Below are 20039 nucleotides of genomic sequence, written 5' to 3'. Positions count from 1 at the left end.
ACGGAGGAGGACCGCGGTGGGACGGACCGCGCGGGGCGACGACCGCGGCTCGATGGCCGTCGAGGTCGTCGTGCTGATCCCGGTGCTGCTGCTCGTGGCGCTGCTCGTCGTCGCCGCCGGGCGGTACGTGTCCGCCGAGGGCGAGGCGGAGGCGATCGCGCGGGACGCGGTGCGCGCCGCGACGCTCGAGCGCGACGGCGCGAGCGCGCTCGCCGCCGCGCGGGCGACGGCGGCCGCGGGCACCCCGGCGTCGCTCACGTGCGACCCCGTCGACCTCGGCGGCACGTTCGCGGCCGGCGAGGTGGTCCGCGTCGACGTCGCCTGCACGGTGTCCTGGTCGGACCTCGGCGTGCTGGGGCTCCCCGGGACGGTCGAGGTCGAGGCGTCGTCGGCGGCACCCCTGGACCGGTACCGCAGGACGGGGGCGTGACCGTGCGCGACCGCCACCCGCTGCGCCTCCGGTCCGACGAGGGGTCCGCGTCCGTCTTCGTGATCGGGATCGTGCTCGTCCTGTTCGCCGTCGTCGGCCTCGTCGCGGACGGCGGCCGGGCGGTCAACGCGCGCGTCGCGATCGTCGACGACGCCGAGCAGGCGGCACGCGCCGCGGCCAACCAGCTCGACGTCGCCCACCTGCGCGCGACGGGCGAGGCGCGGATCGACCCCGGCGCCGCCCGCGACGCGGCCGTCGACTTCCTGTCCGTGCGCGGGTACGCACCCGGTCGCATGACGGTGACCGCCGCCGAGGACCAGGTCACCGTCGAGGTCGAGGACGTCGTGCCCACGGTCCTGCTGCAGCTGGCGGGCGTCGACACGTTCACCGTCGAGGGCAGCGCGACCGCGCGCGCGGCGGTCGGGATCGTCACCGAGATCGGGGGAGCACCGTGAACGAGGCCGAGCTGCGGTCGGACCGCGAGACCGGGCCGGGCAGGTTCCTGCAGGAGGACGTCGAGCAGCGGCCACGCCGCGTCGCGTCGTCGGTCCTGTCCGCCGCCCTGCTGCTCCTGCTCGTGGTCGGGGTGCCCGCCGGGCTGCTCGCGCTCGACGCCGCCCCGGCGATCCCGCGCTCGCTGCCGTCGCTGGACGCGCTCACCGGCACGATCGGCGTCGAGCAGCTGCTCGCGGTGCTCGTGTGGATCGTCTGGCTCGCCTGGCTCCAGTTCACGATCTGCACCGTGGTCGAGCTGCGGTCCGCGCTCTCGGGCGTCGGGCTGCCCGCACGCGTCCCGCTCGCCGGGCCGAGCCAGCGGCTGGCCCGCACGCTCGTCGTGTCGGTGCTGCTCCTCGCGAGCGCAGCCGGTCAGGCGTCCGCCGCGGTGGCGCCGTCGGCACCCGTGCACAGCGAGGTCGGTGTCGCGATCTCCGCGCCCGCCGTCGCGGGCGAGGTGGCGGCGACCGTGGCGGCACCCGCCGAGGCGCAGGTCGCGCAGGGCGAGACGACGTTCTGGCTGGGCGACGTCCAGCTGAGCCCCGAGGAGGGCGCCGAGCTCCTCGGCAAGCGCGTGTACGTCGTCAAGGTGCCCGACGGGCGCTACCACGACAACCTCTGGGACATCGCCGAGCGGACGCTGGGCGATGGCCGCCGGTACAGCGAGGTGTTCGAGCTCAACAAGGGGCGCGACCAGCCCGACGGGCACGAGCTCACGCTCGAGCGGCTCATCTACCCGAACTGGCTGCTGGTGATGCCCGAGGACGCGGCCGGTGTCGAGCGCGTCACCGCCGTCGTCACACCGGTCGCGCCCGCACCGGAGGCGCCCGCTCCCGTGGCGCCGGTCCCCGAGCAGGCACCCGCGGCCGACGCCGCCCAGGCCGGGCCCGCCGCGGACGCCGTGCACGAGTCCCCGGCGAGCACCGCGCTGCTCGTGGGCGGCGGTCTGCTCGCCGTCGGGCTGCTCGCGGCGCTCGACCGCCTGCGCCGCCGCCGCCGCACCGGGGAGCCGTCGGACGACGCCGTCGAGCTCGAGGTCGCGCTGCGGGTCGGCGCCGACCCCCGCCGCGCGCTGCTGCTCGACCGTGGGCTGCGGCAGCTCGCGGCCGCCCACGGCGCGACCGGCCGGCCCCTGCCGGGTGTCGTCGCGGCCGTCGTCTCCGACGACGCGCTCGAGCTGCGCCTGTCGCCGTCGACGCCCGACGCGCCGACGCCGTGGCAGGCGGCCGCCGACGGCTCGACGTGGCGGCTCGCCGCCGACGACGTCGACGCCGCGCTGGCGGGCGGTCCGGCCCCGTTCCCGGGTCTCGTCTCGCTGGGCCGGGACGCGCAGGGCCGGGACGTCCTGCTCGACCTCGAGAGCGCGCAGGGACCCGTCTGCGTCGTCGGCGACCCGCAGGTGGCGCGCGAGGTCGCGACCGCGCTCGCCGCCGAGCTCGCGACGAACCGCTGGTCCGACGGGCTCCGGGTCACCGGTGTCGACCTGCCCGACGGCCTCGACGCCCTGCCGGGTGGTCGGTACGCCCGCGCCGCGTCCGCGTCCGACGTGCTGGACCGGCTCGGCGGCCGTCGAGCCGTGACCCACGACGGCGACGTGCTGTCCGGGCGGGTGCGGCCGGACGGTGCGACGACGTGGGTGCCCGAGTACCTCGTGCTGGGCGCGGCGCCGACCGGTGCCCTGGCCGACCAGGTCGTCGCGACCGCCACGACGGACCGGCGGTCGCCGCTCGGCGTCGTGTGTGTCGGCGACCTGCCCGGCGCGCGCTGGCAGCTCGTCGCGCAGCCCGACGGTCGCCTCGTCGCCCGCCTGCTGGGCGTCGACGTGCAGTCGAACCGCCTCACGCCGCGGCAGGTGGCGGCCCTCGACGAGCTGTTCACCGAGGCGCCCGAGCCGGCCCCGGCCCTCGACGCGCGGCACGACGCGGTCGCGCACGAAGGGGCCGTGGAGCGGCCCGACGTCGCGGCACCCGTGCGGCCGCGGACCCCGGACGACCTCGCGGCGGCGCCGGTGCGCGTCCTGGTGCTGGGGGAACCCCGGGTCGAGAGCCCGGGCGTCCTCGACGAAAGCCGGCGCGCGCTGCTGACCGAGCTGGTCGTCCACCTCGCGCTGCACCCGGAGGGCGTCCACGTGAACGTGCTCGCCGCCGCGCTGTGGCCCGGCGGGGTGACGGCGGAGGTGCGCGAGGGCACGCTCGACCGGGCGGCCCGCTGGCTCGGCACCGACGCGTCGGGACGTCCCCGCCTGGTCCGTGGCGCGGACGGCCGCGTCGCGCTCGGGCCGGAGGCCGTCGTCGACTGGGACGTCGTCACGACCCTGCTCGCACGGTCCCGCAGCGCCGCGAGCCCGCAGGCCGAGCGCGCGGACCTCGCCGCGGCCCTCGAGCTCGCGCACGGCACGGTGCTGTCGGTGCGGCACTCGGGACGCTACGCGTGGCTCGCGCGCGTGCGGCTCGAGCGGGCGTCGCGCGCGTTGCTGGTCGACGCGGTGCACCGGCTCGTCGTGCTGTGCCACCACGACGACGACCCGGGCGCCGCGCAGGCCGCCGCCTGGGCCGGGCTGCGCCTCGCGCCCACGGAGGAGCTGCTGTGGCGCGACCTGATGCGTGCCGCGTCGCTCGTCGGCGGGCCCGACGCCGTCCGGCAGGCGGCGGGCGACCTCGCCGCGACCCTGCGCGCGGCCGGTGTCCCCGCGATGAGCCCGGCGACCCTCGCGGTCGTCGAGGACCTCGCGCCCCAGCCGTCCGAGGCCGGGGGGTCGGGGGCCTGACCGGGTGACACCCGCCCGTGGCGGTGGGGTTTGCCGGTAATGTCCGCATGTCGCGTCGCCTGACCGGGCGGCGCTCGTACCGAGGAGGAACCACCGTGGCAGTTGGTGCCGAGCTCAGCACTCTCCAGGCGCTGTTCAAGACGTTCCAGCAGAACGCCCAGCAGGCCGCAGACATCAAGTCGCACGTCGACCAGGGGCTGAACGCCACGGAGTGGACCGGCAAGTACGCCGACGACTTCCGTTCGCTGTGGCAGGACTACCGCGCCAACCTCGACCGTCTGCAGGAGGCGCTCGACGGCGCCGCGAGCGACGTGCGGACCAACCACAACAACATCGCGGCGGCCACCGGCGAGGGCGACCGCATCTGAGCGTCGACACGTCCGGCCCGCCCGTCGCGGCGGGCCGGACGTGTCTGCGGCGGGGTCCGCGACGAGAAGGGCAGACGAGTGCGACTGATCCTCAGCGCTGCGCTCGACGCGGCGTCCGAGCCGGTCGACGTCGTGCTCGACTGCGCGCCCGGCGCGCGCGTGCGGGACGTCGCCCGCGCCGTCGCCCGGCACACGTCCGGAGCGCACGCGCGTGTCGTGCCGCGGGGTTCGGGCCACCTCGGTGTCGTCGAGGTGCAGCCGTGGGGCCAGGACGCACCCCCGCTCTGGTGGCGGGGACGCGAGCTCGACCCCGACGAGCCGGTCGAGACGTGCCCGCTGCGTCACGGGTCGGTCGTCGGTGTCGGTGCGGATCCCGGTGACCCCTGGGACGAGCCGCTGGGCACCTGCGAGGTGCGGGTCGTGTCCGGCCCCGGCGCCGGCCGCGTGCACCGCCTCGGCGTCGGGCGTCACGTGATCGGCAGCGGCGCGTCCGCGTCGGTGCCCGTCGACGGTGACGTCCCGCCGTCCGCGGTCGTGCTCGAGGTCGGGATCGACGGGTCGCGGACGCTGCACCCCGAGCCGTCGGTCCTCGGCGTCACCCGGCCCGCCCCGGCACGACGGCGTCCGCTCGAGGGGCCGATCGTCGTGCGCCGTCCCGACGCGGACGCCGCCCCGCGCACGGCGTCGAAGCGGTACGCGCGACGGCTCGCCGACGCCCGCCGTGGGCTCGACGGCGTCGTCGAGGTCGACCCGGAGCTCGACCGCCCCCTCGTGCACGTCGACCGCACGGTGCTCGACGGCCCGCGGCCCTGGCGACCCGGTGAGTCGCTCGTCGTGGGCGACGTCGTCCTCGAGACCGCCGACGTGCTGCCCGCCGACGCGTCGCTGTCACCGTCGCCCGCGGGTGCCACGCTCGACTACAACCGGCCGCCGCGGCTCCTGCCGCCGCTGCGTCCCACCGACTTCCGTCTGCCGGCCGAGCCGAAGAGCCCCGACAAGCTGCGGTTCCCGCTGGCGATGATGGTCCTGCCGCTGGTCATGGGCGTCGCGATGTACCTGTTCACCAAGTCGCCCTACGGCCTCGTGATCATGGTGCTGTCGCCGATGATGGCCGTGTCGAACTACGTCTCCTCCCGGGGCACGCGTCGCACGCAGCACGTCGAGGCCGTCCGCACCTACGCGGAGCGCACGGCCCGCATCGAGCGGCAGGCCTACGACGCCCTCGGGGAGGAGAGCGCCGCGCGCCGCCGCGAGCTGCCCGACCCGGCCTCGGTCCTGCTGTTCGCGACGGGACCGCGCGCCCGGCTCTGGGAGCGGCGACGGACCGACCCCGACTGGATGCTCGCGCGGATCGGCACCGCGGACGTGCAGAGCGAGGTGTCGCTGCACGACCCGGCGCGCGAGGACCACGAGCGCGAGCGGCACTGGAGCGCCGCCGACGTGCCCGTCGCGGTCCCGCTCGCCGCTGCCGGTGTCACGGGCGTCGCCGGACCGGCCGACGAGCGTCGCGCGGTCGCCGCGTGGATGCTCGCGCAGGTCGTGACCGCGCACTCGCCCGCCGACGTCTCGGTCGTCGTGCTGACCGACGGGCAGGGCGACGACGCGTGGAGCTGGGTGCGCTGGCTGCCGCACGCGCGCCGCGACGCGGGCCCGGTCGCCGCGGTCGGCAACGACGAGGAGACGACCGCCCGCCGGGTCGCCGAGCTGCTCGACCTCGTCGAGCGCCGCCGGTCGGCCGCACGAGGGAACGGGATGCGGGGCGAGCCGGTGGGGGCGCCGGTCCTCGTCGTCCTCGACGGAGCCCGGCGGATCCGGCTGCTCCCGGGGCTCGTGACCCTGCTGCGCGAGGGACCGGCGGTCGGCGTGATGTTCGTCTGCGTCGACGAGCAGGAGCGGCAGCTCCCCGAGGAGTGCCAGGCGGTCGTCGTCGTCGACGGTCCGCGGACGACGGTGTCGGTCGCCGGCCGGCAGCCGGTCGACGGCGTGCGCGCCGACGTCGTCCCGCGGGGCTGGTTCGAGCGGCTCGGCCGGTCGCTGGCCCCGATCCGTGACATCGGCTCGGAGGACCTGGCGGCGACGCTCGTGACGTCGTCCCGCCTGCTCGACGTGCTCGAGCTGGACCCGCCGCGGGCGGAGGCGGTCGCGCAGGTGTGGGCGCGCGGCGGCCGCACGACGCGCGCGGTGATCGGCGAGACGACCGACGGGCCGTTCACGGTCGACGTGCGCGCCGACGGCCCGCACGGTCTCGTCGCGGGCACCACGGGCTCGGGCAAGTCGGAGCTCCTGCAGACGCTCATCGCGTCCCTCGCGGTCGCGAACCGCCCGGACGAGATGACGTTCGTGCTCGTCGACTACAAGGGCGGCGCCGCGTTCAAGGACTGCCACCACCTGCCGCACACCGTCGGCATGGTCACCGACCTCGACGAGCACCTGACGCGGCGCGCGCTCGACAGCCTCGCCGCCGAGCTGCGCCGCCGCGAGCACCAGCTCGCCGGTGCGGGTGCGAAGGACATCGAGGACTACCTCGCGGGCCGCCGTCCCGACGACGCGCCGATGCCGCGCCTCATGATCGTCATCGACGAGTTCGCCGCACTCGTCGGGGAGCTGCCGGACTTCGTCACCGGCCTGGTCGACATCGCCCGCCGGGGCCGGTCGCTCGGCGTGCACCTGCTGCTCGCGACGCAGCGGCCCGCGGGCGTCGTCAGCGCCGAGATCAAGTCGAACACCAACCTGCGGATCGCCCTGCGGGTCACCGACAAGAACGACAGCCAGGACGTCATCGAGTCGGGCGACGCCGCCGAGATCGCGCCGAGCCTGCCCGGTCGCGCGTACGCGCGGCTGGGTCACTCGAGTCTCGTCGCGTTCCAGTCGTCGCGGGTGGGGGGTCGTCCGCCGGGAGCGTCGGGTCCGGCGGACAGCGTGACGCTCGCCCCGCTGACGTGGGGCGACGTGGGCCGCCCGCCCGCCGTCCCGCCGCGCGCGCAGCAGGACGACGACGACGCGCCCACGGACCTGGCCGCGCTCGTCGAGGCAGTGCGCGCCGCCGCCGACCTCGCCGGTGTCGTCGCGCCGCCTCCGCCGTGGCTGCCCGCCCTGTCCACGACGGTGACGACCGCGGACCTGACCACGCAGGGCGGCGCCGCGCTCGCCGCGCGACCGCTGCACCTGCCGTACGGCCTGGTCGACCTGCCCGCCGAGCAGCGCCGGGACGTCGCGACCTACGACCTGGACACGGCCGGCAACCTGGCTGTCGTCGGCGCCCCGCGCACGGGCCGGTCGACCGTGCTGCGCGCCCTCGCCGCGGCGGTCGCGGAGCGCGTGTCGCCGCGGGACGTGCACGTGTACGGCCTCGACTTCGGGAACAACGCGCTGCTCCCGCTCGTGGCCCTGCCGCACACCGGTGCGGTCGTGCCGCGCGACCAGCCCGACCGCGTCGCCCGGCTGACCCGGCGGCTGCGCGCCGAGATCTCCCGCCGGCAGCAGGTCCTCGCCGAGCAGTCGTTCGCCGACGTCGCCGAGCAGCGCGCGGGCGTCGCGCCCGACGACCGCCTCCCGTACGTGCTGGTGCTGCTCGACCGGTGGGAGGGGTTCATCCAGGCGTTCGAGGACTACGACGGTGGGGCCCTCGTCGACCTCTGGACGCAGATCCTGCAGGAGGGCCCGGGTGCGGGCGTCAAGGTCGTCGTGAGCGGTGACCGGTCGCTGCTCGCGGGCCGCGTCTCGACGCTCACCGAGGACCGCGTCATGCTGCCGATGTCCGACGTGGGTGACTACGGCGCCGTCGGGCTGGCCCCGCGCGAGGTCCCGACGAACCTGCCCGACGGGCGGGCGTTCCGGTCGCAGGGCAGCCAGGAGCTGCAGGTGGCCCTGCTGGTCGAGGACACGTCGGGGCCGGCACAGGTCGCCGAGCTGCAGCGGCTCGCCCGTGAGGCGACGGCCCGGCACGCCGCCGACCCGCGCACCCCGTCGGCACCGGCTGGGCAGGTCCCGTTCCGGGTCGACCCGCTCCCCGCGCGCCTGACGCTCGCCGAGGCGCACGCGCTCGGCGGCGGCCCGCTGGGCCGCACGGCGCTGCCTGCCGGTGTCGGAGGGGACTCGCTCACGCTGTTCGGGCTCGACACCGAGGAGCACGGGCCGGGGGTGCTGGTCGTCGGGCCGCGCCGGTCCGGGCGCAGCACCACGCTGCTCACGATGGGGACGTCCGCGCTGGAGCGCGGCTGGATTGTCGGGATCGTCACGCCGCGTCGCAGCCCCCTGCGCGACCTCGCCGACCACCCGGGCGTCCTGGGGTCGCTCGACCTCGACGCGTCCCGGGACGACATCACCGAGATGCTCGCCGGCCTCGTGCCCTCCGGGGACACCCCGACGGTGCTGCTCGTCGACGACCTCGAGCTGGTCGGCACCGACGGGCCCCTCGCGGACGCGATCGTCGCCCACCTGGGCGCGCTCCGGGACCGGCCGGGTCTGGTGGTCGCGGCCGGGTCGGCCGACGAGCTGTCGAACGGCTACCGCGGGCCGGCCGCCACGATGAAGAAGTCGCGCAACGGCCTGCTGCTCGCCCCGTCGTCGCCCAACGACGGCGACCTGTTCGGGCTGCGTCTGCCGCGGTCCGCGCTGGGTGCGGGCGTCCCCGGACGTGGCCTGCTCGTGGCTGCGGGGTCGTGGCAGCTCGTCCAGGTGCCGACGCCGTGACCGTCCCGGCGCCCTGACCGTCCCAGCGCCCTGACCGTCCCGCCGGCCTGTCCGTCGCTACGGCCTGTCCGTCCCGACGGCCTGTCGGTCGCGACGGCCTGACCGTGTCGACGCCGTGACCGTCTCGGCGCCGGGCGGGCGCGTGCCCCGCGGCGTGCGACCCTGGGGCGCGTGCGCCGGACCTCACGGCGGACCTCGCCATGACCTGCCGAGAGGAGTGCCGTGCCGTCCTACCGCGTCCGCGCCGCCGTCGGCACGTTGCGTCCCGGCGTCGCGGCCCCCGACGTGCTGCCCGAGGCTGTCGCCGTCGCGCGGGCCCGCACCGCGGTCGAGGCGCACGACGTGGAGGTCGTTCGAGGCGAGGCTCGCGTCACCGTGCGGTACGAGGCGGACGACGACCAGGCCGCGCGTCAGATCGGGTGGGCCGTCCTCGCGCGGCTGGACGAGCTCGCCGAGATCAGCGGCCGCTCGGTGACGCGCCGCTTCGGCGCGCGCTGGTACCGCGTCTGACGGCGCCCGTCGGTCGGGCGTCTGAGGCCGCCTGCTGGTACGACGTCCGACGGCGATCGCTGGTACGACGTCCGACGGCGCCCGCTCGTACCGCGTGCCTGACGGCGCCCGCCGGGGGACGTGGCGGGCCCGGCGGCGACGGCGTGGTGCCGTGCCGCCGGGCCCGGACGGCGACGTCGAGGGCGACGGTCGGGTTCAGTCGCCCTTGACGTTGACGAGCTGACGCAGCACGTGCCGGACCTCGACGAGGTCGGCGGCGTCGGCCATGACCCGGTCGATGTCCTTGTACGCGGCGGGGATCTCGTCGAGGAACGCGTCGGTGTCGCGGTACTCGATCCCCGCCATGGCCTGCCGGAGCTGGTCGCGCGTGAACAGCTTCCGGGCCGCGGTCCGGGAGTGCTCACGCCCGGCGCCGTGCGGCGACGAGCACAGCGACAGCGGGTCGCCCTTGCCGACGACGACGTACGACGCGGTGCCCATCGACCCGGGGATGAGCCCGGCGTCGCCGGCGCGGGCGCGGATGGCGCCCTTGCGGGACACCCACACGGACTTGCCGAAGTGCGTCTCCTGCTCCGTGAAGTTGTGGTGGCAGTTGACCCGCTCGGCCTCGACGACGTCCTCGCCCATGTGCTCGGCGATCGCGGCGACGACCCGGTCCATCATCTCCTCGCGGTTGAGGCGCGCGAACTCCTGCGCCCACCGCAGCTCGCGCACGTAGGCCCAGAACTCGGGCGTGCCCTCGACGAGGTAGGCGAGGTCGCGGTCGGGCAGGGAGATCCACCACGTCTGGCAGAGCTCGGCGGCGACCCGGATGTGGTGCTGCGCGATCTTGTTGCCGACGCCGCGGGACCCGGAGTGCAGGAACAGCCAGACGGTGCCGCTCTCGTCGGCGGTCACCTCGATGAAGTGGTTGCCGGACCCGAGCGACCCGAGCTGCAGCGCCCACCGGCCCGCGTAGGCGCCGGGGTCGAAGCCCGCCTTCTCTGCGGCGGCCTCGAGCGTCGCGACGCGGGCCTCCGCGCTGGGCGTGAGGCGCTGGTTCGCGGCCCCCGCCGACAGCGGGACGGTCCGCTCGATCCGCTGCCGCAGCGGCGTGAGCGAGCCGGCGGCGCGGACCTGCTCGACCGTCCACTGCGTGCGGACGGCGATCATGCCGCAGCCGATGTCGACGCCGACGGCCGCGGGGATCAGCGCGCCGAGGGTCGGGATCACCGAGCCGACGGTGGCGCCCTTGCCGAGGTGCGCGTCGGGCATGAGCGCGACGTGCGGGTAGACGAAGGGCATGGTGGACGTGGCGACGGCCTGGTCGCGGGCCTTGTCGTCGAGGATCGAGGCCCAGGAGACCAGCGTCTTCGTGAGGTGCTGGCGTGTCATGGTCGGCGATCCTGGCAGCGGGGTCGGGAGGTGTCGTCCTCATTGTCCGGCGGTCACCCGCCCGGTCGCGCGCGGGACGGCGGGTCACGTCCGCCGCTCGGCCGAGCCGGCCGTCACGCGGGGGGACGACCGCGGACTGCCACGTCGGTCAGAGGAGCGGGTCGCCCTGGCCCACGATCATCGGCTCGCCGACCGGACGTGGTGCGCGCGCACGCCCCTCGCCGCTCGTCTTCGCGGGCGCGTACCGGTGACCGACGACCATGCTGGGCCGGCCCGGGCCCGACGCCTCGACGACGACGGCGTGCGTGCCCGGCTCGTCGCCCGGCAGCTCGCCCTCCCACGCGACGACCGCCGCCGCGGCGCCCGACGCCCGGACCCAGGCCCGCGCGCGGTCGGCGGACTCGCGCGAGTCGCCGGGGAACGTCTGGACGACACGGTGCACACCGTCGTGGGTCATCGCGAAGGTCACGAGCGGGCACTCGCCGCCGAGCACGGCGTCGAGCGCGTGCTCGAGGGCGCGCAGGCCGAGGTCCTGGGTCGCGGGTGACGGCGGCTCGGGCAGGTCGCCGGGCGTGCGGTACCCGGTCGCCGGTGCGGGCGCGTCGTCGGCGGCCGGCGCCGCGGTGCGACGGGGGAGGGCCGCCGCGGGCGCGGGCGTGCGCTGCTGGGGGACCTCGAACGCGGGTGCCTCGTCGGCGTCCTCCGTGGGGAGGCCGGACACCGCGAGATGGGCGGCGGCCGCCGCGACGTAGCCGGACGCCCAGTCGGGCGTGACGCCGATGTCCCAGCGCGCCCGGATGTCGTCGAGGGGCAGGACGGCCGCCTCGCCGTCGGGCGACACGACGCACGGCGTGGGGGTGGGGCCCGCGGTCCGCAGCACCCAGTGCGCCCCGGGGGCGCGCGCGACGACGAGGTCGCCGACGACGACGCCGAGCGCCGCCACCACGCCCTCCGGCACCGCGGCGCCCGCGTCGCCGGCCCAGCCGGTGAACGTCTCGTGCACGAGCCGGGCGACGTCGGCGACGTCCGTGACGTCGGTGCGGCTGCGGCGGACGTGGGCGCGGAGGCTGTCGAGGTGACCCTGCTCGCCGAGCGTGAGAGGGCGCAGGCCGGGCATGGTCGCGGCCTGCGCGGGGGACGTCCGGTCCTCGCTCATACCCGTGGATCGTCGGTCGCGCGGACGCTCTTGAGACGCCGCCGAGCGGTTCCTCCGTATGGCGGGCGTGACCTGCGGTCATGCCCGCGGTGACGCGCGGCCGATGGGCGCGGGCACCGCGGCCTGGTTAGCCTGGCCGCCGAACGACGGCACGCGCACGGCCGTCCACGTCCTCGGGAGTCCCGCATCCAGCTCCGTCTCGTCGCCGCAGCGGTGGCCGTCGTCGCCCTCGTCGGGGGCGGTGCCGGGGCGTGGGCGCACGTCGACCACCAGGAGCGGGAGCGGGCCGAGCAGGCCGCCGTGGTGCGCGTCGACGACGCCGTCGGGTCGCGCGACGCGGACGCTGCCCTGTGGGGCGCGTCGGACGCGACCGTCGGCAGGGCCGTGACGGCGGCGACCCGTGAGGAGGCTGGTGCGGCGCTCGCGGCGCTCGCGGAGCAGGCGCGCGCCACGCTCGCGGCGAGCGAGGGGAAGGTCGCGGACGACGCGGCCCGGCAGGCGCTCGCGGCGGTGCTCGCCGAGGCGGACGCGGCGGCAGCGACGCCCGGTCCGTCGGTGGCGACGGCTCGACGGGTCGCCGCGACGCTCGGTGCCGCGCACGCGACGGTCGCGCAGGCGCAGGCCGAGTGGCAGCAGGCGCAGGACGCCGCGGCGGCGCGCGCGGCCCGCCCGACAACCCCGAGCAGCGACGGGAACGGGAGCAGCGGCGGCGCGGCGACGGGGACGCCGCCGTCGTGCCGGACGACGTACAACGGCCCGCCGTTCTACACGTCGCCCGCGACCGACGGCGGCGACGGGTCCAACGGGAAGCTGCCGCCGTCGGCGCTCACGGCCGTGTCGTGGGACGTCGACCCGCGCGGCACGCCGTACTACCTGCGCAACGACGCGACCGCCGCGCTCGAGCGGCTCAACGTGGCGTTCCGGGCGCGGTTCGGGCACGACCTCGACCTGGACCTCACCTACCGCGACTACGCGACGCAGGTCGCGATGCGCGAGGCGCTCGGGACGATCGCGGCGGTGCCGGGCACGTCGTCGCACGGGACCGGGCTCGCGATGGACGTCCCCGAGCTGCCGTGCGAGTACGGCTGGGGCACGCCGCAGCGCGAGTGGCTGGTCGCGAACGGGCCGTCGTACGGGTGGGTCGTGCCGTCGTGGGCGCGGCAGAACGGCTCGAACCCCGAGTACTGGCACTTCGAGTACCGCGGCTGATCCGGCGGGGCCGTCAGGCGGCCCGCCGAGACCCGCGGCCCGCTGGCGCGGGGGCTGAGCGGGCGTCCGCGACTCACCGGCAGCGACCGACGGCCACCGGCGACGCGGCGGGTCAGACCTCGTGCCGGTCGGCGGGCGGGCGGACGGCGTCGGCCGACGACGGGACCGTGAACCACGACACCGCGCCGCCCACCGCGAGCAGCCCGGCGCACACGAGCATCGCGACGCGGTGCGCGTCGGCGAGCGTGCCGGGGTCGGTGAGCCCGGCGCTGCCGACGCCCGCGACGAGCGGCAGGACCGCGATCCCGAGGAGCCCGGCGACGCGCGCGACCGCGTTGTTGACGCCCGACGCCACGCCCGCGAGGTGGTCCGGCGCGGACGCCAGCGCGGTCGTGGTGAGCGGCGCGACGACCGCCGCGAGCCCGAGCCCGAACAGCAGGACGCCCGGGAGGACGTCCGTCAGGTACGGGGCGGACGGGCCGATCCCGGCGAGCAGCACGGTCGCGCCGGCGCACACGAGCGGACCGACGGTCATCGGCAGGCGCGGACCGAGCCGCACGCCGAGCGCACCGGACGTCGACGACAGCAGCAGGAGCAGCAGCGTGACGGGGACCGGTGCGAGGCCCGCGGCGAGCGGCGAGTAGCCCGACACCACCTGGAGCGTGACGACGAGGAAGAAGAAGACGCCCGACAGCGCCGCGTACACGACCAGCGTCGCCGCGTTGGTGCCCGCGAACGGGCGCCAGCGGAACAGTCGCGGTGGCACGAGCGGCGCCGCCGCGCGCGACTCGACGAGCACGAACGCGACGAGTGCGAGCACGCCTGCAGCGAGCACCGCCGCGACCGTGGGCCGCAGGGCACCGTCCTCCGTCCACGCCGTGAAGGCCCACGTGAGGGCCGCGAGGCCGAGGGCGGCGAGCGCGGTCCCGGCGACGTCGAGCCGGCGCACGGCTCCCGGGTCGAGCGTCTCGGGGACGGCCTTCAGCGCGACGACCACCACGACGGCCGCGATCGGCAGGTTGATGCCGAACACCCACCGCCACGACGTGACCTCGACGATCCAGCCGCCCAGGAACGGCGCGATCGCGCCCGCGATCCCGCCGAGCCCCGACCATGCGCCGATCGCCCGGCCGCGGTCCTCGCCCGCGAACGTCGACTGGATGATCGCGAGCGAGCCGGGGGTGAGCAGCGCGCCGCCGACGCCCTGCAGGGCGCGCGCCGCGACGAGCAGCCCGACGGTCGGCGCGAGCGCGCACGCGAGCGACGCGACCGCGAACCAGACCACCCCGACGAGGAACACGCGCCGTCGCCCGAACCGGTCGCCCAACGACCCGCCGAGCAGGAGGAACGCGGCGAGCGTCAGGGCGTAGCCGTTGACGGTCCACTGCAGGTCGGCGGTCGTCGCGTCGAGCTCGTCGGCGATGCGCGGCAGCGCGATCGTGACGACGGTCGCGTCGATGAACGCGATCGCGGACCCCAGCACGGTCGCGACGAGCACCCACCGTCCCCGCGCGGACCGGTACTCCACGACGGTCGAGGTCGGCGGTGCGGACGTGCCGGCGCGCGCCGCCGGCCCCGGCGCGTCCGCCGGCGGGTCGGCGCCCGCCGCGGGCCGGGCGGGCCCGGAGTCGTCAGCGGGGCCGGTCACGGTCGCGGCTCGGCTGCACCCGCTTCGGCTCGCCGGGCATCTTCGGGTACTCGGGCGGGTACGGCAGGTCGCCGTGGCCGTCGTCACGCTCCTGCTTGTCGGCGAGCTCGAGCAGCGACTCGATCGAGTACCGCGGGGCGGCGCGCGCGACGAGCGGGGCGAACAGGTCGCCGACCTCGGCGAACCGCGCCGGCATGGTCGTGACGTCGAAGTCGTCGGGGTGCACGTCGCCGACCTCGTCCCAGCGCAGCGGCGCGGACACGGTCGCGCGCGGGTTGGTGCGGATCGAGTAGGCGGACGCGATGGTGCGGTCGCGGGCCATCTGGTTGTAGTCGACGAAGATCTTCTGGCCGCGCTCCTCCTTCCACCACTTCATCGTGACCTGCTCGGGCATCCGCCTCTCGAGCTCGCGGCCGAACGCGATGGTCGCGCGGCGCGCGTCCGTGAACGACCAGCGCGGCTCGATCGGGACGAAGATGTGGATCCCGCGCCCGCCCGACGTCTTGGGTGTGCCCTCCATGCCGTGCTCGGCGAGCAGCTCGCGCACGTGCGGCGCGACGCGTGCCGCGTCGGAGAAGTCGGTGCCGGGCTGCGGGTCGAGGTCGATCCGGATCTGGTCGGGGGAGTCGACGTCGTCGCCGAGCACCGGCCACGGGTGGAAGGTGAGCGTGCCGAGGTTGGCGGCCCACGCGACGACCGCGAGCTCGCTCGGCGCGACCTCGTCGGCGGTCCGGCCGCTCGGGAACGCGATGCGGGCGGTGCGCACGTAGTCGGGGGCACCCTGCGGGACGCGCTTCTGGTAGAACGCGTCGCCCGTCGAGTCCATGCGCGTCGCGAGCTTCGCGCCCTCGAACACGCCCTTGGGCCAGCGCTCGAGCGTGGTGGGGCGGTCGAGCAGCGCACCCAGGATCCCGTCGCCCACGGCGACGAAGTACTGGACGACGTCGAGCTTCGTCAGGCCCCGCTCGGGGAAGTACACCTTGTCGGGGCTGCTGACGCGGACCGTGCGGCCGCGCACGTCGAGCTCGACGGCGGGCGTCTTCGACGGTGACATGGGGCCCACGCTAGAGCCGGCCCCCGACACGCGCCCGTGCAGGTGGGCGCGTCGGCCGCGGCCCGCGCGTCGGCGTCGCGGCGGTCAGGCCGTCGTCGACGGCGACGACACCCCGGCCGGTGCGGCGGCGACGGCGGCGACCACCTGGCCGGCCACCTCGTCCGGCGTGAGGTGCGTCGTGTCCACCACCTCTGCCGCGGCGTGCAGCCAGGTGCGCGCGGCCTCGGCATAGGCGTCGACGTACTGCAGGCGGAACGGCGACGGGACGGCGTGCTCACCCGCGATGCGCGCCAGCAGTGTCGCGCGGTCGGCGTGCAGCACGACGTGCCGGACGGGGATCCCGTGGTCAGCGAGCCCGTCGGCGATCTCACGCCAGTACGCCTCGACCAGGACCGTCATCGGCATCACGAGCGTCCCGCCCGTGTACTCCAGCACGCGCCGGGCGGTGTCCACGACGAGCGGGCGCCACGGGTCCCAGTGCTGGAAGTTGTCCGTCGCCGGGAGGCCCGGCGCGACGTCCATGAGGGTCTCTCCGACCTTCTCGGCGTCGAGCACGCGGGCGTCCGGGAGGAGGCGCTGCACGAGCGCGGCGGTCGTCGTCTTGCCGACGCCGTGCGTGCCGTTGAGCCAGAGGATCACGGGGAGACCGTAGCGGGACGGGCGAACGCGGTCAGACGTCCGTGCCGATGAGCCCGCGCTGGTGCGCGACCGACACGGCCTCCGCGCGCCCCGACACCCCGAGCTTCGCGAGCAGGTTCGAGATGTGCACCGACACCGTCTTGCCGGAGATGAAGAGCTTCTCGCCGATCTGCCGGTTCGACAGGCCCTGCGCGACGAGCCCGAGCACCTCGACCTCGCGCGCCGTCAGCACGTCGGCGCCCGCGACCCGCACGCCGGGCAGGTCGAGGCGTCCGCGCCGCGCGAGCCCGCGGACGGCCGTCGCGAGCGGCACCGCACCCATCGCGTCGGCCTCGGCGAGCGCCGTCACGGCCTCGTCGCGCGCCGCGTCCCGCTCGCCGTGCTCCAGCAGCGCCTCCGCGAGCCGCCAGCGTGTCCGCGCCTGCTCGTAGCGGTGCCCGTAGCCGAACTCGGTGAGCGTCGCGCGCCACGTCTCGGGGTCGTTCGCGCCGACCAGCCGGCCGTGCTCGGCCTGCGCGCGCAGCAGCCACGCGCGTCCCTCGGGTCCCAGCACGCCGCCGCGGGGCCGGCCGCGGTCCGCGGTCGTGCGGGCGCGCTCCAGCAGGCGGTCGCCCAGCGCGACACGTGCGCTCACGTCGCGACCGAGGAGGCGCTCCTGCGCGGCGGCGTCGGCGAGCGCGGACAGCCCCAGAGCCGACAGCCAGATGCCGCCGAGGAAGTAGTCGCTCCACTCGCGCCCGAGGTGCTCGATGACACGCAGCGCGAGGTCGACCGCCTCGTCGAGCTCGCCGCGCCACGTGAGCGCGTCGACCGTGCAACCGCCGCCCACCAGGGCGAGGATCCCGTCGCGCGACCAGTGCGCCTCGAGCGTCCTGCCCCGCTCGACCGCGTCGTCGTCGCCGCGTGCGACCGCCGCGTACAGGGTCATGAGGCGCTCGGTCGGTGCCAGCGGCTCGGGGATGTCGGTGCGGACGGGCCCGGGGGACAGGTCGCCCTGCACGAACCGGAACAGGTGCCCGAGCATGAGCATCTCGATCGCGTAGGTGCTCCACAGCATCCCCGACGACCGCGCGCGCTCGACGGCCTCGTCGCCGATCTCGGTCGCCCGCGCGACGTCGCCCGCGTAGTACCGGTTGTTCGCGAGGTTGTACATGGTCCGCAGCTCGGTCGAGAGGTCGCCGGACTCCCGGGCGAGCACGAGCGCGTCGGCGAGCAGCCCCGCGGCGCGGTCCTGGTCGTCGACGACGAGCACCGCGAGCGTCGTCAGCGCGTCGGCCTCCGCGTCCACGGCGCCGACCTCGCGCGCGACCTCCACGGCCTCGCCCGCGGCGTGCTCCGCCTCGTCGTCCTCGTCCGAGTTGAGCGCCGCGCGCGCGTAGGTTGCGAGGGCCCACGCGCGCTGCGCCGACGGTTCCGGGAGCCCGTCGACGGCCTGGCGCGCGAACCCCATCGCCTCCCGCCCGCGCTCGGCGCTCGTGAGGTGCCGCGCGAGGCAGGTGCGCAGCGCGGCCTGGCGGGTCGGGTCGTCGGCGGCCTCGTCGACCGCGGCGCGCGTGAGCTGCACGGCGCGGTCGAGCTGGCCGGCCTTGCCCGCGGCGGTCGCGGCGGCGTCGAGGACCGCGACGTGGTCGTCGTCGAGCGTCGCCGTCGTCTCCGGGACGGCCTGCCACAGCCGCAGCACGACCTCGAGGTGCCGCAGCTCCTCGACCGGCGCCAGCAGGTCGTGCGCCTGCCGGGCGGCCTCGCGCGACGCGGTGACGGCGGTCGGCAGGTCCGGGGCGCGCAGCGCGTGCCACGCGAGCTGCGACGCGGTCCCGAGCGCCGGGTCGTCGTGCAGCGCCTGGAGGTAGGCGCGGTGCAGCGCCGACTGCTCGCCCGGCAGCAGGTCGGTGTAGACGGCCTCGGCCAGCAGCGCGTGCCGGAACGCGATGTGCGACCCGTCGCCGACGAGCACGTGGTGCGCGACGGCTTCCCGCAGGGCCGCGTCGAGGGCCCCGGGCGGTGCCAGGTCGGGGTGGCCGTTCGCCGCGACCGCGGCACGCAGCAGCGGCTCGGTCACGCGGCGTCCCGCCGCCGCCGCGACGCGGGCCAGGTGCTGCACGGCCGGGTCGAGCACCTCGAGGCGCGTGCGCAGGACGTCCGCGAGCGACCACGGCAGCGCGTCGCCGTCCGCACCGGCCTCGACGAGCTCCTCCGCGAAGTACGCGTTGCCCTCCGACCGGTCGAGCACGCGCCGCAGCGTCGTCTCGGGCAGCGGGCCGCCCGCGACGGCGGCCGCGAACTCGCGCAGCTCGTCCTCGTCGAACGGGGGCAGGTCCAGCCGGGAGACACGCGGGTGCCGGACGAGCTCCGCCGCGACCGGGCGCCACGGGTGCCGGCGGTGCAGGTCGTCCGTGCGGTAGGACCCGACGAGCAGGACGTGCTGGTCGCGCAGCCGCGACACGACGAACCGCAGGACGTCGCGCGACGACGCGTCCGCCCAGTGCAGGTCCTCGAGGACCAGGAGCAGCGGGTGCTCGTCCGACCCGACGGCCGCGAGCACCTCCACGACGCCGTCGAACAGCTGCAGCCGGCCGGCCGCGTCGTCCGCGGGCCCGTCGACGACCTCCGCGCCGGGCAGCAGCCGCCGCAGCGCGGGCCGCCGCGCGACGACCGCGTCGACGGCCGCCGCGTCGAGGTCCCGCAGCTGCACGAGCGCCTCGGTGAACGGCAGGTACGGCAGGCCGATCTCGCCGAGGTCCACGCAGTGCGCGAGCACGACGCGCGCACCGTCCGCGGCGGCCTGGGCGGCGACGTGCCGCAGCAGCCGCGACTTGCCGACCCCGGCGTCGGCCGCCAGCAGGACGGCCGCGGGGTCGCCCGCAGCCGCGCGGCGCAGGCCGTCCGACAGCTCGGAGACCTGCGCCGCGCGGGCGACGAACGGTGTGCTCATCGGGCCACGTGCCACGCCCCCGATCCTCGCAGCAGCCACCCACGCACCGCCTCCCCCCGGCCGTGGCCGGGACGGGCGGCGCGCCGGTCGGCGACGGGACGGGTCGTGCCGCGCGCCGCCCCCCGCGGCTGCGCGGCCTGCACGAGCTGCTCGCGGCGGAACGCGAGCTCGGCGTCGAGCGCCGGTCCCCAGAGCTCGGTCATGGTGTCCTCCTCCTCGCGATGCCTTCTCCGTCGACCCTGACACTGCTCGTGAGGCCCCCCGCCGCGGCTCGGTCGGTCGACCGGTCTCGGCGACCGGATCGGGGTGAGGTGCGTCTGAGGTACCTCAGACGCCCTGTGACCAGCGGCGACGACGGGGTCTGTGCTGCGGGCGTCGCGCGCGGGAGCATGGGCCGATGAGCCTCGTGCAGGTGGCCCAGCGCGCCACCGACCTCGACCGTGCCGCGGCCTTCTACGCCGACCTCCTGGGCCGCGGGCCGACGGCACGCTTCGACCCGCCGGGCCTGCTCTTCTTCGACCTCGACGGCGTCCGCCTGCTGCTCGACACGGGCGCACCGTCGGCGCTGCTGTACCTCCGCGTCGACGACGTCGCCGCGACGGTCGAGCGGCTGCGCGCGGCCGGGGTGCCCGTCGAGGGCGAGCCGCACGTGATCTTCCGGCACGACGACGACACCCTCGGACCGGCGGGTACCGACGAGTGGCAGGCGTTCGTGCGCGACCCCGACGGCAACCTCGTGGGGCTCGTCGAGCACCGCGCCTGACC

At 76.4% G+C, this 20039-nt stretch carries 15 protein-coding genes; 8 read left to right on the top strand and 7 right to left on the bottom strand.

Annotation, left to right across the window (positions count from 1 at the left end; translation table 11 throughout):
- The first annotated feature begins 16 nt into the window (after window positions 1-16).
- The 6 genes from KOV94_RS05070 to KOV94_RS05045 all read left to right on the top strand — a co-directional run bounded on the left by KOV94_RS05070 (window position 17) and on the right by KOV94_RS05045 (window position 9262).
- Window positions 17-430: a TadE/TadG family type IV pilus assembly protein gene (locus tag KOV94_RS05070; RefSeq protein ID WP_218051378.1), complete on the top strand. Its 414-nt coding sequence runs from the start codon at window positions 17-19 to the stop codon at window positions 428-430.
- Window positions 427-885 carry a pilus assembly protein TadG-related protein gene (locus KOV94_RS05065; RefSeq protein ID WP_218051377.1) on the top strand — a complete coding sequence of 153 codons (459 nt, stop codon included), beginning with the start codon at window positions 427-429 and terminating at the stop codon, window positions 883-885. The genes KOV94_RS05070 and KOV94_RS05065 overlap by 4 nt, the downstream gene beginning before the upstream one ends.
- The gene (locus tag KOV94_RS05060) at window positions 882-3692 is read left to right on the top strand and encodes a hypothetical protein (RefSeq protein WP_218051376.1); all 2811 of its coding nucleotides are present in this window, start codon (window positions 882-884) and stop codon (window positions 3690-3692) included. Before KOV94_RS05065 ends, KOV94_RS05060 begins: the two co-directional genes overlap by 4 nt.
- 95 nt (window positions 3693-3787) lie before the next feature.
- Complete coding sequence (locus KOV94_RS05055) at window positions 3788-4060, top strand: WXG100 family type VII secretion target (RefSeq protein WP_160142877.1); 273 nt, start codon at window positions 3788-3790, stop codon at window positions 4058-4060.
- Between the two features lie 78 nt (window positions 4061-4138).
- Window positions 4139-8752 (top strand): FtsK/SpoIIIE domain-containing protein, encoded by a 4614-nt coding sequence (locus tag KOV94_RS05050; RefSeq protein WP_218051375.1) that lies wholly within the window; start codon window positions 4139-4141, stop codon window positions 8750-8752.
- A gap of 222 nt (window positions 8753-8974) precedes the next feature.
- On the top strand, window positions 8975-9262 hold the full coding sequence (locus KOV94_RS05045; protein ID WP_124342891.1) for a hypothetical protein: 288 nt from the start codon (window positions 8975-8977) through the stop codon (window positions 9260-9262).
- A gap of 195 nt (window positions 9263-9457) precedes the next feature.
- On the opposite strand, the gene KOV94_RS05040 is transcribed toward KOV94_RS05045, so the two are convergent.
- Both KOV94_RS05040 and KOV94_RS05035 read right to left on the bottom strand, forming a co-directional pair.
- Window positions 9458-10636, bottom strand: coding sequence for an RtcB family protein (locus KOV94_RS05040; protein ID WP_218051374.1), 1179 nt, complete (start codon window positions 10634-10636; stop codon window positions 9458-9460).
- Window positions 10637-10784: 148 nt separating this feature from the next.
- The gene (locus KOV94_RS05035) at window positions 10785-11792 is read right to left on the bottom strand and encodes a DUF3806 domain-containing protein (RefSeq protein WP_124342889.1); all 1008 of its coding nucleotides are present in this window, start codon (window positions 11790-11792) and stop codon (window positions 10785-10787) included.
- 213 nt (window positions 11793-12005) lie between these two features.
- Here KOV94_RS05035 and KOV94_RS21165 point away from each other — a divergent pair, with 213 nt between their 5' ends.
- Window positions 12006-13001 (top strand): M15 family metallopeptidase, encoded by a 996-nt coding sequence (locus KOV94_RS21165; RefSeq protein WP_308160371.1) that lies wholly within the window; start codon window positions 12006-12008, stop codon window positions 12999-13001.
- Window positions 13002-13113: 112 nt separating this feature from the next.
- Here the strand turns inward: KOV94_RS21165 and KOV94_RS05025 are convergent, their stop codons facing one another.
- From KOV94_RS05025 to KOV94_RS05005, 5 genes are all read right to left on the bottom strand, one after another.
- Window positions 13114-14649, bottom strand: a complete 1536-nt coding sequence (locus KOV94_RS05025; protein ID WP_308160370.1) for an MFS transporter — start codon at window positions 14647-14649, stop codon at window positions 13114-13116.
- Window positions 14633-15703: a non-homologous end-joining DNA ligase gene (ligD, locus tag KOV94_RS05020; RefSeq protein ID WP_124341586.1), complete on the bottom strand. Its 1071-nt coding sequence runs from the start codon at window positions 15701-15703 to the stop codon at window positions 14633-14635. The genes KOV94_RS05025 and ligD overlap by 17 nt, the downstream gene beginning before the upstream one ends.
- Before the next feature lie 84 nt (window positions 15704-15787).
- Window positions 15788-16342 (bottom strand): P-loop nucleotide/nucleoside kinase family protein, encoded by a 555-nt coding sequence (locus tag KOV94_RS05015; RefSeq protein ID WP_218051373.1) that lies wholly within the window; start codon window positions 16340-16342, stop codon window positions 15788-15790.
- A 31-nt stretch (window positions 16343-16373) separates the two neighbouring features.
- On the bottom strand, window positions 16374-19274 hold the full coding sequence (locus KOV94_RS21055; RefSeq protein ID WP_218051372.1) for a helix-turn-helix transcriptional regulator: 2901 nt from the start codon (window positions 19272-19274) through the stop codon (window positions 16374-16376).
- On the bottom strand, window positions 19271-19477 hold the full coding sequence (locus KOV94_RS05005; RefSeq protein WP_124341584.1) for a hypothetical protein: 207 nt from the start codon (window positions 19475-19477) through the stop codon (window positions 19271-19273). The genes KOV94_RS21055 and KOV94_RS05005 overlap by 4 nt, the downstream gene beginning before the upstream one ends.
- Window positions 19478-19671: 194 nt before the next feature.
- On the opposite strand from KOV94_RS05005, the gene KOV94_RS05000 reads away from it, so the two are divergent.
- On the top strand, window positions 19672-20037 hold the full coding sequence (locus KOV94_RS05000; RefSeq protein ID WP_124341583.1) for a VOC family protein: 366 nt from the start codon (window positions 19672-19674) through the stop codon (window positions 20035-20037).
- The last annotated feature ends 2 nt before the right edge of the window (window positions 20038-20039 follow it).

The sequence above is a fragment of the Cellulomonas algicola genome, from assembly GCF_019024305.1.
GTDB classification, from domain to species: Bacteria; Actinomycetota; Actinomycetes; order Actinomycetales; family Cellulomonadaceae; genus Cellulomonas; species Cellulomonas algicola.
Note: the sequence above shows the minus strand (reverse complement) of the source record. Positions and strands in the feature narration are given on the sequence as shown.

Coding starts and splice junctions, on each gene's coding strand:
- KOV94_RS05040 (WP_218051374.1), bottom strand. CDS start 10,636: ATGACACGCCAGCACCTCACGAAGACGCTGGTCTCCTGGGCCTCGATC.
- KOV94_RS05035 (WP_124342889.1), bottom strand. CDS start 11,792: ATGAGCGAGGACCGGACGTCCCCCGCGCAGGCCGCGACCATGCCCGGC.
- KOV94_RS05005 (WP_124341584.1), bottom strand. CDS start 19,477: ATGACCGAGCTCTGGGGACCGGCGCTCGACGCCGAGCTCGCGTTCCGC.
- KOV94_RS05000 (WP_124341583.1), top strand. CDS start 19,672: ATGAGCCTCGTGCAGGTGGCCCAGCGCGCCACCGACCTCGACCGTGCC.
- KOV94_RS21055 (WP_218051372.1), bottom strand. CDS start 19,274: ATGAGCACACCGTTCGTCGCCCGCGCGGCGCAGGTCTCCGAGCTGTCG.
- ligD (WP_124341586.1), bottom strand. CDS start 15,703: ATGTCACCGTCGAAGACGCCCGCCGTCGAGCTCGACGTGCGCGGCCGC.